The sequence below is a fragment of the Pseudaquabacterium rugosum genome (genome assembly GCF_038066575.1).
Lineage (GTDB): Bacteria > Pseudomonadota > Gammaproteobacteria > Burkholderiales > Burkholderiaceae_C > Pseudaquabacterium > Pseudaquabacterium rugosum.
Window position 1 is genome coordinate 135836 of record NZ_JBBUTF010000006.1, and the last position, 13003, is coordinate 148838.

At 72.9% G+C, this 13003-nt stretch carries 13 protein-coding genes; 10 read left to right on the forward strand and 3 right to left on the reverse strand.

Annotation, left to right across the window (positions count from 1 at the left end):
* The first annotated feature begins 177 nt into the window (after positions 1-177).
* From AACH11_RS07995 to AACH11_RS08020, 6 genes are all read left to right on the forward strand, one after another.
* Entirely contained in the window at positions 178-966 is a 789-nt protein-coding gene (locus AACH11_RS07995) for an enoyl-CoA hydratase/isomerase family protein (protein WP_341373686.1), read from the forward strand.
* 62 nt (positions 967-1028) lie between these two features.
* Positions 1029-1802 (forward strand): 3-hydroxyacyl-CoA dehydrogenase, encoded by a 774-nt coding sequence (locus AACH11_RS08000; RefSeq protein ID WP_341373687.1) that lies wholly within the window; start codon positions 1029-1031, stop codon positions 1800-1802.
* A gap of 32 nt (positions 1803-1834) precedes the next feature.
* Positions 1835-2827 carry an NAD(P)H-dependent flavin oxidoreductase gene (locus AACH11_RS08005; protein WP_341373845.1) on the forward strand — a complete coding sequence of 331 codons (993 nt, stop codon included), beginning with the start codon at positions 1835-1837 and terminating at the stop codon, positions 2825-2827.
* Positions 2824-3960 carry an acyl-CoA dehydrogenase family protein gene (locus tag AACH11_RS08010; protein ID WP_341373688.1) on the forward strand — a complete coding sequence of 379 codons (1137 nt, stop codon included), beginning with the start codon at positions 2824-2826 and terminating at the stop codon, positions 3958-3960. Before AACH11_RS08005 ends, AACH11_RS08010 begins: the two co-directional genes overlap by 4 nt.
* A 10-nt stretch (positions 3961-3970) precedes the next feature.
* A complete protein-coding gene (locus AACH11_RS08015) occupies positions 3971-5176 on the forward strand; it encodes an acetyl-CoA C-acyltransferase (RefSeq protein ID WP_341373689.1) in 1206 nt (401 codons plus the stop codon).
* A gap of 94 nt (positions 5177-5270) precedes the next feature.
* Positions 5271-6224: an SGNH/GDSL hydrolase family protein gene (locus AACH11_RS08020; RefSeq protein WP_341373690.1), complete on the forward strand. Its 954-nt coding sequence runs from the start codon at positions 5271-5273 to the stop codon at positions 6222-6224.
* 75 nt (positions 6225-6299) lie between these two features.
* On the opposite strand, the gene AACH11_RS08025 is transcribed toward AACH11_RS08020, so the two are convergent.
* Complete coding sequence (locus AACH11_RS08025; RefSeq protein WP_341373691.1) at positions 6300-7463, reverse strand: HPP family protein; 1164 nt, start codon at positions 7461-7463, stop codon at positions 6300-6302.
* Positions 7464-7614: 151 nt separating this feature from the next.
* Here AACH11_RS08025 and AACH11_RS08030 point away from each other — a divergent pair, with 151 nt between their 5' ends.
* Genes AACH11_RS08030 through AACH11_RS08040 form a run of 3 tightly spaced genes read left to right on the forward strand, consistent with a single transcriptional unit; the run spans position 7615 to position 9572 of the window.
* Positions 7615-7875: a DUF2249 domain-containing protein gene (locus AACH11_RS08030; RefSeq protein WP_341373692.1), complete on the forward strand. Its 261-nt coding sequence runs from the start codon at positions 7615-7617 to the stop codon at positions 7873-7875.
* Positions 7876-7889: 14 nt separating this feature from the next.
* A complete protein-coding gene (locus tag AACH11_RS08035) occupies positions 7890-9086 on the forward strand; it encodes an NnrS family protein (RefSeq protein ID WP_341373693.1) in 1197 nt (398 codons plus the stop codon).
* A 24-nt stretch (positions 9087-9110) separates the two neighbouring features.
* Positions 9111-9572 (forward strand): RrF2 family transcriptional regulator, encoded by a 462-nt coding sequence (locus AACH11_RS08040; RefSeq protein WP_341373694.1) that lies wholly within the window; start codon positions 9111-9113, stop codon positions 9570-9572.
* 27 nt (positions 9573-9599) lie between these two features.
* On the opposite strand, the gene AACH11_RS08045 is transcribed toward AACH11_RS08040, so the two are convergent.
* Positions 9600-10916: a serine hydroxymethyltransferase gene (locus tag AACH11_RS08045; protein ID WP_341373695.1), complete on the reverse strand. Its 1317-nt coding sequence runs from the start codon at positions 10914-10916 to the stop codon at positions 9600-9602.
* Between the two features lie 152 nt (positions 10917-11068).
* Here AACH11_RS08045 and AACH11_RS08050 point away from each other — a divergent pair, with 152 nt between their 5' ends.
* A complete protein-coding gene (locus AACH11_RS08050; protein ID WP_341373696.1) occupies positions 11069-12007 on the forward strand; it encodes a LysR family transcriptional regulator in 939 nt (312 codons plus the stop codon).
* Here AACH11_RS08050 and AACH11_RS08055 read toward each other — a convergent pair.
* A complete protein-coding gene (locus AACH11_RS08055; RefSeq protein ID WP_341373697.1) occupies positions 11983-12912 on the reverse strand; it encodes a LysR family transcriptional regulator in 930 nt (309 codons plus the stop codon). The two genes, AACH11_RS08050 and AACH11_RS08055, sit on opposite strands and share 25 nt — an antisense overlap.
* Positions 12913-13003: the final 91 nt, after the last annotated feature.

Below are 13003 nucleotides of genomic sequence, written 5' to 3' on the forward strand. Positions count from 1 at the left end.
GATGCGCCGGAATCCTCAGCGCCACGCCCCCCGACCGGAGCCCGTCCAAAGTATGGACGGCGCAGCGGAGATTCCCCGACAGCGGCCGTCGGCCGCAGCCATCCGCGGGACAACCCCAGGCCCGGTCCCGACCGAGGTCGTGCGTCGGGCGGCGGGCTGCACCCTAGGCTGCAGCCCATGCCACCGGACACCGACTCCCCCCTGCTGCTGCGGCGCGACGGCGCGCTGGCCCGCATCGTCTTCAACCGGCCACGCCAGCTCAACGCGATCGACGTCGCGACGGCCGAGGCCTTCGAACAGGCCTGCGCCACGCTGGCCACCGATCCCGGGCTGCGGGTGGTGGTCGTGCAGGGCGAGGGCCGCGGCTTCGGCGCGGGCGGCGATCTGCGGGCCTTCGGCGACGATGCGCCGGCCACCGCGCTGGCCCTGATCGAGCCCATGCACCGCGGCCTGCTGCACCTGAGCCGGCTGGACGCGCCGGTGATCGCCAGCCTGCAGGGCAGCGTCTCCGGCGGCAGCCTGAGCCTGGCGCTCGGTTGCGATCTGGCCATCGCCGCCGACGACCTGCGCCTGAACCTGGCCTATGCCCAGGTGGCGGCGAGCTGCGATGTCGGCGGCTCCTGGCATCTGCCGCGCCTGGTCGGGCTGCGGCGGGCGATGGAGATCGCCCTGCTGGGCCCGAGCCTGGACGCCGCCACCGCGCTGTCCTGGGGCCTGGTCAACCAGGTGGTGCCGGCGGCCGAGCTGGCGCAGGCCACCACCGCCCTCGCCCAGCGCCTGGCGCAGGGCCCGACCGCCGCCTACGGCCGCCTCAAGCGCCTGCTGCGCGCCGCCCATGACCACGATCTGCCGACCCAGCTGGACCTGGAGCGCGACGGCTTCCACCAGAGCACGCGCACCGCCGATTTCCGCGAGGCGCTGCAGGCCTTCCGCGAGCGCCGCGCACCGCGCTTCCAGGGCCGCTGACCGCGGACCCCTGACCACGGACCGCCCGCCCGGACCCCTTCCCCCCACCCGACGACCCGACCATGAACATCCCGCACAAGACCTTCCTGATCACCGGCGGCGCCAGCGGCCTGGGTGAGGCCACCGCCCGCCTGCTGGTGGCGCACGGCGCCCGCGTGCTGCTGGCTGATCTGCATGCCGAGGCCGGCCAGCGCCTGGCGCAGGCGCTCGGCCCCGCCGCCCGCTTCTGCGCCACCGACGTGACCGACGAGGCGCAGATGCAGGCCGCCGTGCAGCAGGCCGTCGAGCACGGGGGCGCGCTGCACGGCCTGGTCTGCTGCGCCGGCATCGCCCCCGGCGAGAAGGTGCTGGGCAAGGACGGCCCGCACCGCCTGGGCGCCTTCGCCCGCGCCGTGCAGATCAACCTGGTCGGCACCTTCAACGCGATCCGCCTGGCGGCCGAGGCCATGGCCCGCAACACGCCCGAGGCCGAGGCCGACGGCGAGCGCGGCGTGATCGTCTGCACCGCCTCGGTGGCTGCCTTCGACGGCCAGATCGGCCAGGCGGCCTACAGCGCCTCGAAGGCCGGCGTGGTCGGCATGACGCTGCCGATCGCGCGCGAGCTGGCCCGCCACGGCATCCGCGTGATGACGGTGGCCCCGGGCATCTTCGAGACGCCGATGCTCCAGGGCCTGCCGCAGGCCACGCAGGACTCGCTGGGCCTGCAGGTGCCCTTCCCCTCGCGCCTGGGCCGACCGGCCGAGTACGCGCAGCTGGTGCGCAGCATCGTCGAGAACGTGATGCTCAACGGCGAGGTCATCCGCCTGGATGGCGCGATCCGGATGGCGGCCAAATGAACGATCTGAGGAGCGAATCCGTGACCGCAGCGATGCACACCCGCGTCACCGCCCTGCTGGGCACGCGCTATCCGATCATCCAGGGCGGCATGCAGTGGGTGGGCCGGGCCGAGCTGGCCGCGGCCGTCTCCAACGCAGGCGGACTCGGCGTGCTGACCGCCCTCACCCAGCCCACGCCGGACGCGCTGGCCGACGAGATCGCCCGCTGCCGGCGCCTGACCGACCAGCCCTTCGGCGTCAACCTGACCCTGCTGCCCACGGCCAGCCCGCCGCCCTACGAGGCCTATCTGGACGCCGCCATCGCCGGCGGCGTCCGGGTGCTGGAGACGGCCGGCCGCAGCCCGCGCCGCTTTATCGACAAGGCCAAGGCCGCGGGCCTGGTGGTCGTGCACAAGTGCACCTCGGTGCGCCATGCGCTGTCGGCCGAGCGCGACGGCGTGGACGCGGTGTCGATCGACGGCTTCGAGTGCGCCGGCCATCCGGGCGAGGACGACGTGGGCGGGTTGGTGCTGATCCCGGCCGCCGCACGGCAGGTCAAGATCCCCCTCGTGGCCTCCGGCGGCATCGCCGATGGCCGGGGCATGGCCGCCGCGCTGGCGCTGGGGGCCGAGGGCATCAACATGGGCACCCGCTTCTGCGCCACCGTCGAGGCACCGATCCATCCCCGCATCAAGCAGGCCCTGGTCGATGCGGGCGAGCCACAGACGCGGCTGATCTTCCGCAGCCTGCGCAACACCGGCCGCGTGCTGGACAACGCCGTCTCGCGCGAGGTCATCGCCCGCGAGACCCGCCCCGGTGGCTGCGGATATGAGGAGCTGCGCCCGCTGGTGGCCGGCGCCCGCGGCCGCGCCGCACTGGAGGCCGGCGAGGTCGACGACGGCCTGGTGTGGGCCGGCCAGGTGGTCGGCCTGATCGACGACATCCCCGACTGCGCGACGCTGATCCAGCGCATCGTCACCGACTGCCGGCAGCGGCTGCACGCCGCCGCCCAGGCCTTCGGTCTGCCCCCAGGAGCGCCCCGATGATCCTCAGCCCCGAACAGACGATGGTGCGCGACGCGATGCGCGACTTCGCCCGCGAGCGCCTGCAACCCTTCGCCGCGCAGTGGGACCGGGAGCATCACTTTCCGCGTGAGGCGCTGCAGGAGCTGGCCGGCCTGGGCGCCATGGGCATGCTGATCCCCGAGGCCTGGGGCGGCGCCGGGCTGGACTGCGTGTCGCTGGTGCTGGCGCTGGAGGAGATCGCCGCCGGTGACGGCGCCACCTCCACCATCGTCAGCGTGCAGAACTCGCTGGCCTGCGGCATCACCCACGCCTACGGCAACACCGCCCAGAAGGAGCGTTGGCTGCGGCGCCTGGCCAGCGGCGAATGGCTGGGCTGCTTCTGCCTGACCGAAGCCCAGGCCGGATCCGACGCGTCCGCGCTGCGCTGCCGCGCGGTGCGCGACGGTGACCACTGGGTGATCGACGGCGCCAAGCAGTTCATCACCAGCGGCCGCCACGCGCAGCTGGCCCTGGTGGTGGCGGTGACCGACCCGGCGGCCGGCAAGCGCGGCATGTCCTGCTTCGCGGTGCCCACCGACACGCCCGGCTACCGCGCCAGCCGGCTGGAGGAGAAGATGGGCCAGCACGCCTCGGACACCGCCACCGTCGTCTTCGAGGGCTGCCGCGTGCCGGCCGACCACCTGCTGGGCGCCGAGGGCGACGGCTACCGCATCGCGCTGTCCGGCCTGGAGGCCGGGCGCATCGGCATCGCCGCGCAGTCGGTGGGCATGGCCCGTGCCGCGCTGGAGGCCGCCGTGCGCTACGCGAAGGAGCGCGAGGCCTTCGGCATGCCGATCGCCGGCCATCAGGCCGTGGCCTTCCGCATCGCCGACATGGCCACGCAGGTGGAGGTGGCGCGCCAGATGACGCTGCACGCGGCCCAGCTGAAGGATGCCGGCCTGCCCTGTCTGAAGGAGGCCTCGATGGCCAAGCTGCAGGCCTCGACGATGGCCGAGCGCGTGTGCTCGGACGCGATCCAGATCCACGGCGGCTATGGCTACGTGGCCGACTTCCCCGTCGAGCGCATCTACCGCGACGTGCGCGTCTGCCAGATCTACGAAGGCGCGTCCGACATCCAGCGCCTGCTGATCGCGCGCGCCGTCCTGCAGGACTGAGGAGAGCCCCATGACCCCTGACCCCGATCCCGTCGTCATCGTCGGCAGCGCCCGCACGCCGCTCGGCGGCTTCCAGGGCTGCTTCGCCGGCATCGGCGCGCCCGAGCTGGGTGCGGCCGCGATCCAGGCCGCGCTGCAACGCGCCGGCCTGGCCGCCGAGGCGGTGCAGGAGGTGTTCATGGGCTGCGTGCTGCCGGCCGGGCTGGGCCAGGCCCCGGTGCGCCAGGCCACGCTGCGCGCCGGGCTGCCGCCGTCCGTTGGCGCCACCCTGGTCAGCAAGGTGTGCGGCTCCGGCATGAAGGCGGTGATGCTGGCCCACGACCAGCTGCGCGCCGGCCACGGCGAGGCCTGCATCGCCGGCGGCATGGAATCGATGACGCAGGCGCCCTACCTGCTGCCCAAGGCGCGCGGCGGCCAGCGCCTGGGCCACGGCGAGCTGATCGACCACCTGTTCTTCGACGGCCTGGAAGACCGCTACACGCCGCAGACCCGCGGCCGCCTGATGGGCACCTTCGCCGACGACTGCGCCCGCCACTTCGGCTTCAGCCGCGAGGCGCAGGACCGCTGGGCCGTGACCTCGACCGAGCGCGCCCAGGCCGCGCTGCACGACGGCGCCTTCGAGACCGAGATCGCCCCGGTGACCGTGCCCGGGCGCGGCGGCAGCCACCTGACCGTGGTGGCCGACGAGCTGCCGCCCAAGGTGCGGCTGGACAAGGTGGCCACGCTGCGCCCGGCCTTCGGCCCCGACGGCACGGTGACCGCCGCCAACGCCAGCTCGATCGCCGACGGCGCCGCCGCCCTGGTACTGATGCGCGAGCGCCGCGCCGAGGCGCTCGGCCTGCGCCCGCTGGCACGCATCGTCGGCCACGCCCAGCACGCGCAGGAGCCCTGCTGGTTCACCACCGCCCCCGTCGGCGCCGTCCAGCGCCTGCTGGCGGCCACCGGCTGGCGCACCACCGACGTCGACCTGTGGGAGATCAACGAGGCCTTCGCCGTCGTCACCCTGGCGGCAATGCGTGAACTGGCGCTGCCGCCCGAACGCGTCAACGTGCACGGCGGCGCCTGCGCGCTCGGCCACCCGATCGGCGCCACCGGCGCGCGCCTCCTGGTCACCCTGCTCGGCGCCCTGCAGCGCCACGGCCTGCGCCGCGGCGTGGCCACGCTGTGCATCGGTGGCGGGGAGGCGACGGCGGTGGCGATCGAGCGGCTGGGGTGAGGTGAGGGGGGCCACGCGACGTCAACCCAATGGCTGATGTCGCGGGCACCGGATCAGGTTCCCAATGGCACTCCCAACCTCCAAGGAGTGCGACATGCCGATCATCGACAAGAAGGCGCCGGCCCCCGTCAACACCGACCAGATGGCGCACTGGAAGCCGCTGCACCGCATCGAGAACATGGGGGCGAGCGTCCAGATCACGGCCAATGAGCTGCACGGCCTGCCCTACAGCCGGCTGCTGTACGCCGAAGGCGATTCCTGGTTCGACAAGTTCACCCCGCTGCCCAAGTCCGGCACCAACCTGATCGAGGCCCTGCGCCTGCCCGAGTTCTCGGTCGTCGTCGACGCCTCGCACATCGGCGAGACGGCCGACAAGCTGGTCAAGGGCTGGCAGCGCCGCCAGACGCAGGCCCAGTTCGACCTCTTCGGCTTCGATGCGATCCTGTTGTCGATCGGTGGCAATGACCTGATCGACCTGTTCGAGGAGATCTACCTCAAGCAGGCGGAGGCGCAGGCCGGCCAGATGCTGCGGCCCGACGACCTGCAGAAGGTGCACGCGCTGATCCGGGGCCAGGTCATCACCCCGTTCTTCGACCAGGTCATCGCGAACATCAAGCACTTTGTCGGTCAACGCGATCGGGCCAAGAACGCGAAGACGTCCAAGGCCCCGCTGATCCTGCACGGCTACGACTGGATGCAGCCACGCCCCGCGAAGTCGATCATCCTGGCCGGCACCCCGTTCGGCTCCGGCCCGTGGCTGTACGAGACGATGTCGCACGCCGGCCTGAACGACACGCAGATGACCCAGGCTGCGCAGGAGGTGGTGGACGAGTTCAACCGGCGGCTGATCCAGATGGTCAACGAGCTCGGGCCGGAGGCCAACATCTGGCTGCTGGACCAACGCGGCACCCTGGAACGCGCCGCCCCCGGCAGCACCGGCCACAGCGGCGACTGGGCCGACGAGATCCACCTGACCCAGGACGGCTACCGCAAGCTGGCCAACCGCTTCTGGAACCCCTGGCTGGCCAAGGCGCTCAACCTGATCTGAGGCCGCGCTGGCGACGCCCGTGACCCTTGGCCTGCGGTTCGTCGGGACAGGCGTCTGTCCAGCGGCCGAGGGCGCTCAGCCCCCCAGCCGGGCCAGGGCCGCGACCACGTCGGTCTGGGTCAGGATGCCCACCAGGCGCCGGTCCGGCCCCAGCACCGGCAGATGGTGGTGGCCGGCGTGCGAGAACAGCGGCAGCAGGTCGGCCAGCGGCCGGTCGGCCGAGGTCACGCGCACCTGGCGGGTCATGATCTGGCCGACCACCTCGGGCTTGCCGCTGTGCATGCCCGGCGTGGGCGTGATCAGACGGCGCAGGCGCTGGCCCAGGCCCGCGGGGCCCAGCGTGTCCAGATCGCTGGCGCGCAGGAAGTCGGCCCGCGTCACGATGCCCAGCACATGGCCGAAGCGGTCGACCACCGGCAAGGCCTTGACCGCCGAGCGCTGCAGCAGCGCCCAGGCCTCGTCCAGCGGCGTGCCATGGGAGACGGTGATCGGCGCGGGCGTCATCGCATCGCTGCAGCGCAGCGCGCCCATGCGCCGTTGCAGCGCCTGCTGCTCGGCGCCGGCCAGCAGCTCGCGCAGGTCGTCGCGCGGCAGGTCGACGATCTGGTTGTGGCGGGCCAGCACACGCTGCAGGTCCTCGTCATCGAAGTCCCAGGCCCGCACGGGGCCGGTGGCCGGCGCGCTCACGCCCTGCGGGTGCGGGTAGCGGCGGCCGCCCAGCGGATTGAGCAGCGCGCCGGCCAGCACCAGCAGCACGGAATCCAGCGCCACCGGGTCCAGCGCGAAGGTCGGCTCGTTGATCCGCCCGACCACCGTCAGCAAGGCCACGGCCCCGCCCGGCGGATGCAGGCACCGCAGGGCCAGCATGGCGGCGATGGCCCCGGCCACCGCTGCCGCCGCCACCCAGGGCCACGGACCGGGCAGCCCGTGCACGCAGGCCAGGCCCACCCAGGCCGCCACCGTGTTGCCGCCGATCACGGCCCAGGGCTGGGCCAGCGGGCTGGCCGGCAGCGCGAACACCAGCACCGCGCTGGCACCCAGCGGCGCCATCAGCCAGGGCAGCCCGGCCGCCGGTGGCCACCACCGTGCCAGCGTCGCGGCCAGGGCCACGCCCAGCGCCGCGGTCAGCACCACGCGCCAGCGCTCGCGGCGGTCGATCGACAACGGCATCGGCCGCAGCAGGGACCAGACCGACTGCAGACGGGACTTCAGCGTCGGGGCGGGATCAGATGCAGGCATGGTCAGAGCAGAGGGCACGGCGCCGGAACAAGGCCGCGGCCCAGAGCGCCAGAACAGAGGCCGACCGATCATAAGATTGATCTGGGATATGGTTTTCAGGGTCTGCCAGCATCACAATACATTCATCCAAGACTCATCTTATTGAACGGCCATGTCCTCTGTCATCGATGTCCGCCTGCTGCCCCCGGCCGAGCGTCACCCGGCCATCTTCGCCGCCTTCCAGGCCCTGCAACCCGGCGAGCATCTGGCCTTGCTGAGCGACCACGAGCCCGTGCCGCTGCGCCAGCAGATGCAGGCGCTGTGGCCCGAGCAGTTCGCCTGGGACGCCCAGGCCACCGGCCAGGGTGACTGGTCGGTGCAGATCACCCGCCGCGCCGCCGGCCGCAGCTGCTGCGGCTGCTGCAGCGGCTGAACGCCGGTCGCGCCATGGCCGCCGTCTTCATCCCCCTGACCGAGCCCATCGGCCGCGCGCCCCAGCGGGGCGGCTTCGCGCTGTGGGCGCTGGGCTTCCGGCCGTTCTATCTGCTGGCCGCCTTGCTGGCGGCGCTGTGGGTGCCGCTGTGGGCGCTGCAGTTCAGCGGTGTGCTGGGCACGCCGGTGCTGCGCGGGCCGGCCTGGCATGCGCACGAGATGGTGTTCGGCTTCACGCAGGCGGTGGTGGTGGGCTTCCTGTTCACCGCCGGGCGCAACTGGTCGGGCCAGCCCACGCCCACCGGCAAGCCGCTGATGGCGCTGGCCGCACTGTGGCTGGCCGGCCGGGCGCTGGTGCTGTCGCCCTGGCCGCTGGCCGCCCTGGTGGTGAACGTGGCGTTTCCGCTGGCGGCGGCCTGGGGGCTGTGGCGGGCCTTGCGCGCCGGCGGCAACCGGCGCAACTATTTCTTCGTCGGCCTGCTGCTGGCCCTGGCGGCGGCCTGTGGCGCACTGCATCTGTCCCAGTCGGGTGCGGGCGTGCCGGCGCGCCTGGGCACCACGGTGCCGCTGGACGTGGTGATCTTCATCATCGCGGTCATCACCGGCCGGGTGGTGCCGATGTTCAGCAACAACGGCGTGCCCGGCCTGAACGCCCAACGCCGCCCGCAGGTGGAGCGCGCCGCCCTCGGCAGCACGCTGGCCCTGCTGGCGGCCGACGTGGCCGGCCTGGGCGCCCCGCTGCTGTCGGCCGTGCTGGCCGTGGCCCTGGTGGCCCACGGTGTGCGCCTGTGGGGCTGGCAGCCCTGGGGCACGCGGCGCAACCCGCTGGTCTGGGTGCTGCACCTGGCCTGCCTGTGGCTGCCGGTGCACCTGGCCCTGCGCCTGGGCACCGAATGGGGCGCCGTGCCGCAGGGCCTGGCCACCCACGCGCTGACGGTCGGCCTGATCGGCACCCTGACGCTGGGCATGATGACCCGCACCGCCCTCGGCCACACCGGCCGGCCGCTGCGCGCCGGGCGCATCGAGATCACCGCCTACCTGGCGATCTCGCTGGCCGCTGGGGTGCGCGTGGGCCTGCCGCTGCTGCATCCGGCCGCCCTGCTGCTGGCGGTCAACCTGTCAGCGGCGCTGTGGTCGCTGGCCTGGCTGCTGTACCTGTGGCGCTACACCCCATGGCTGTGCCGCACCCGCGCCGACGGCCAGCCCGGCTGAGCATCCCCGGCGGACAATCGCACCATGCGACTCACCGCGATGACCGACTACGCCCTGCGCCTGCTGATCTACGTCGGCCGGCAGCAGCCCGATCGTCTGTGCACCATCGCGGAAGTGGCGCTGGCCCACGGCCTGTCCGAGACGCACCTGATGAAGATCACCCACCAGCTGGCCCTGGCCGGCTGGCTGCAGACGGTGCGCGGCAAAGGGGGCGGCATGCGCCTGGCGCGGCCGGCCGACCAGATCAACCTCGGCGCCGTGGTGCGCAGCATCGAGCCCGACTTCCAGCTCGTCGACTGCCTGGGCGACGACGACGATGCCTGCCGCCTGAGCGGCGGCTGCAAGCTGACCGGCGTGTTCCGCTCGGCCCTGCAGGCCTTCCTGGCCGAGCTGGACGCCCACACCCTGGCCGATGTGCTGCCGGTCAGCCGGGCGGCCTGGGCGCGGGTGACGCTGCCGGTGCGGGAGCGGGATGGGGTGCGTTGAGCTGCGGTGGCGGCCACCCGCGCCACCTCACCGCACGAAATGCAGCCGCCCGAACTCCCGCCGATACGCCGAGACCTCCCCTGCCACGTCCTCCGGCGCGCGGCGGCCGAGCAGCACGTCGGCGATGAAGTCCGCCAGCGGGGCCATGTGCTGCGGCCCCATTCCCCAACGCACCAGTTCAGGCGTACCCAGGCGCAGGCCGTTCAGGTCACCGGGGATCGCGGGCAGGGGCAGGCCGATGCCGCAGGCCAGCAGGTTGGCGCGGCGCAGGCACCGTGACATGGCCTGGCCGCCGCCGAAGGCGTGGGCCTCGATCGCGAACTGGTGGGACTGGGTGATGCCGCGGTCGCGGGCGAACACCGGCAGGCCGCGGGCCACCAGGGCCTCGGCCAGGGCGCGGGCCGTGGCCACCATCTGCGCCGCATGGTCCCGGCCGCAGCTCTGCCAGTCCAGCAGCGTCATCGCCAGCGCGGCGGACTTGGCGGCGTCGAAGTTGGCCGTCATGCCCGGATAGGCGATGGCGTCGAGCCGGCGGGCGATGTCGGCGTCGTCGGTCAGGATCAGACCGGAGGCCGGGCCGGCCAGGCTCTTGTAGGTGCTCATCGTCATCAGATGGGCGCCCTCGCGCAGCGGCTGTTGCCAGGCCTGGCCCGCGATCAGGCCGCACAGATGAGCGGCATCGAACAACACCAGCGCGTCGACCTCGTCGGCGATCGCGCGCACCTCGCGGATCGGGTGCGGGAACAGGTTCAGGCTGTTGCCCAGCGTGATCATCTTCGGCCGCAGAGCCAGCGCATCGCGTCGCAGCGCGTCCAGATCCACGGTGTAGCGCGCCGCATCGAAGGCCATGAGGTGCGGCTGCACGCCGTACAGCCCGGCCGCTCCCTGCGCGTGGTGGCTGAAGTGCCCGCCCACGGCCGCACTCGGCACGAAGACGGTGTCGCCGGGCCGCGCCGCCAGCATGTAGGCGTACAGATTGGCCAGCTGGCCGGACGGCACCCGGATCTCGGCATGGCGGGCGCCGAAGACCTCGGCGGCCAGCGTCGCGGCCAGCACCTCGATCTTCTCGATGCCTTCCAGGCCCATCTCGTACTTGTCGCCCGGATGGCCGAGCGACGGCCGGTGGCCGATGCCCGAGGCCAGCAGCGCCTCGGCCTTGGGGTTGGGCGTGTTGGTGGCCGGGTTCAGGTTGAAGCAGTCGCGCTCGTGGATGGCGCGGTTCTCCTCGACGAAGGCGAGCAGGTCGCGCTCGTTCTCGTCGGGAGTCTGACGCGCAAAACGATGGGCCAGCGTCTGCATGAAGGTCTCGGCGCCTTCCGGCACCCAGGGGCGGGGGATCGACATGTCGGTGTCCATGCCCGACCGGGGATGGGGCCGGGCCTCGAAGTGGGCATGCAGCGATTCTGGGAATCGGCTCCCGACAGGTCCACTGATCTTTCATGAGGCCATACATTAGCCGCTCTGTTCAATCAGGCGTCCGGACGGAGGGCTTCCACGTGGATCTGAATCGGCTCAAGGCGCTGCGCGAGCTGGCGCAGCGGGGCACCATGGCCGCCGCGGCCGAGGCGCTGTGCATCACCCCGTCCGCCGTGTCCCAGCAGATCGCGCAGCTGGAGGCCGAGATGGACCAGCCGCTGACCGAGCGCCAGGGCCGCGGCGTGCGCCTGACACCCGCCGGCCTGGCCCTGGTGGCGCACACGGAGCGCATCCTGGTGGTGCTGGACCAGGCCCGGTCCGAGCTGGCGCAGCTCCGGCGCGAGATCGCGGGCGAACTGCGCATCGCCGCCTTTCCGTCCTTTGCCGCGGCCGTGCTGCCGACGGTGGTGCAGACGCTGCGGTCGGCCTGGCCGCGCCTGCAGATCGTGCTGGAGGAGATGGAGCCGCCGGAGGGGCTGGCCGCGCTCGGATCGTGGCGGGCCGACGTGGCCGTGGTCGATGACCTGTCGGTGGCGCTGGCGTCCGGGCCGCACGGGCGGGACGGACCCGGTGGCCCGGCCCTCCTCGGCCACCAGGCGCTGACGACCGACACGCTGCACGTGCTGCTGCCGGCCGGCCACGCGCTGGCGGGACGTCCCGCGCTCGGCATCGCCGATCTGGCCGATGAGGACTGGGCGCTGGACTCCACCTCGTCGGCCTGGGGCGACTTCATCGCGCAGCTGTGCCGGCGCGCCGGCTACACACCGCGGCTGCGGGCCCGCTGCCGCGGCTTCGAGATGGTGTCGGCCCTGGTGGCGGCGGGCACGGCCGTGTCCATCGTGCCCGGGCTGCGGCTGGCACGGCCGGTGGCCGGCACGTGCTCGGTGCCACTGGCGCCGGCCGCCCAACGCCAGATCTCGGTGGCCTTCCGCCAGGGCGAACGCGGCCATCCTGCCGTGCAGGTGGTGGTGCAGGCGCTGGTGGACGCCTCGGCTCAGCTGCGGGCCGCGGGAGCCTGACGCCGCGGCGCCCGCGGTGCCGTCGCCTGCAGGCCGGCCGCCAGGGCGTCCAGCAGCGCGCGCAACGCCGGCGACATCTGGCGCCGTGTCACGTACAGGCCATGGATGCCCAGCACCGGTGGTCGCCAGTCCGGCAGCAGGCGCTGCAGCACGCCGCTGGCCAGATCGGCCGCCACGGCGTAGACCGGCTGCAGGCTGATGCCGATGCCCTGGCGGGTGGCCTCCAGCAGCACCTGGGATTCGTTGGCACTCAGCTTGCCGGCCACGGGCACGCTGTCCGGACGGCCCTGGCCGTCGGTGAAGGTCCACAGGCTGCGGCCGAAGTAGGAATAGGCCAGGCAGTGGTGGTGCGCCAGCTCCTGCACCTGCTGCGGCGTGCCGTGCGCCGCCAGATAGGCCGGCGACGCGCACACCACCGATTCACACGCACCCAGACGACGGGCGACGATGTTGGGATCCAGGTCGTTGGTGATGCGGATGGCCAGATCGACGCCGTCCTCCACCAGATGCACCGCGCGCGAATCGATGCGCAGATCGATGGCCACCGCCGGGTGGGCCCTCAGGAAGCCGGCCAGCACCGGCATCAGCACCGCCTGCGCCAGCGACTGGGCGCAGGCCACGCGCAGCAGGCCGCGCACCGGGTCCGCATCGTCGGCCGGAGACAGCGCCACATCGTCGGCGATCTCCAGCAACTGGCGGCAGCGCGCCAGCGCGTGCTCACCGGCCGGCGTCAGGCTCTGGCGGCGGGTGGTGCGGTGGAGCAGGCGCGCGCCGCTCCAGGCCTCCATCTGCGCCATGTAGCGGGTGACCGTCGCGCGCGACATGTCCAGCGCATCGGCCGCCGCAGCCATGCTGCCCCGCTCGACGACCTGCACGAAGACCTGCGCAGCGGTGATGCGGTCCATGGCGCCTTCCTCCCTCGGCTTGCATCGATGATTCCATCGAATGATGAAACAGTGAACGCCGATTCTGCCGCTCGATCGATCGGAAACCGAA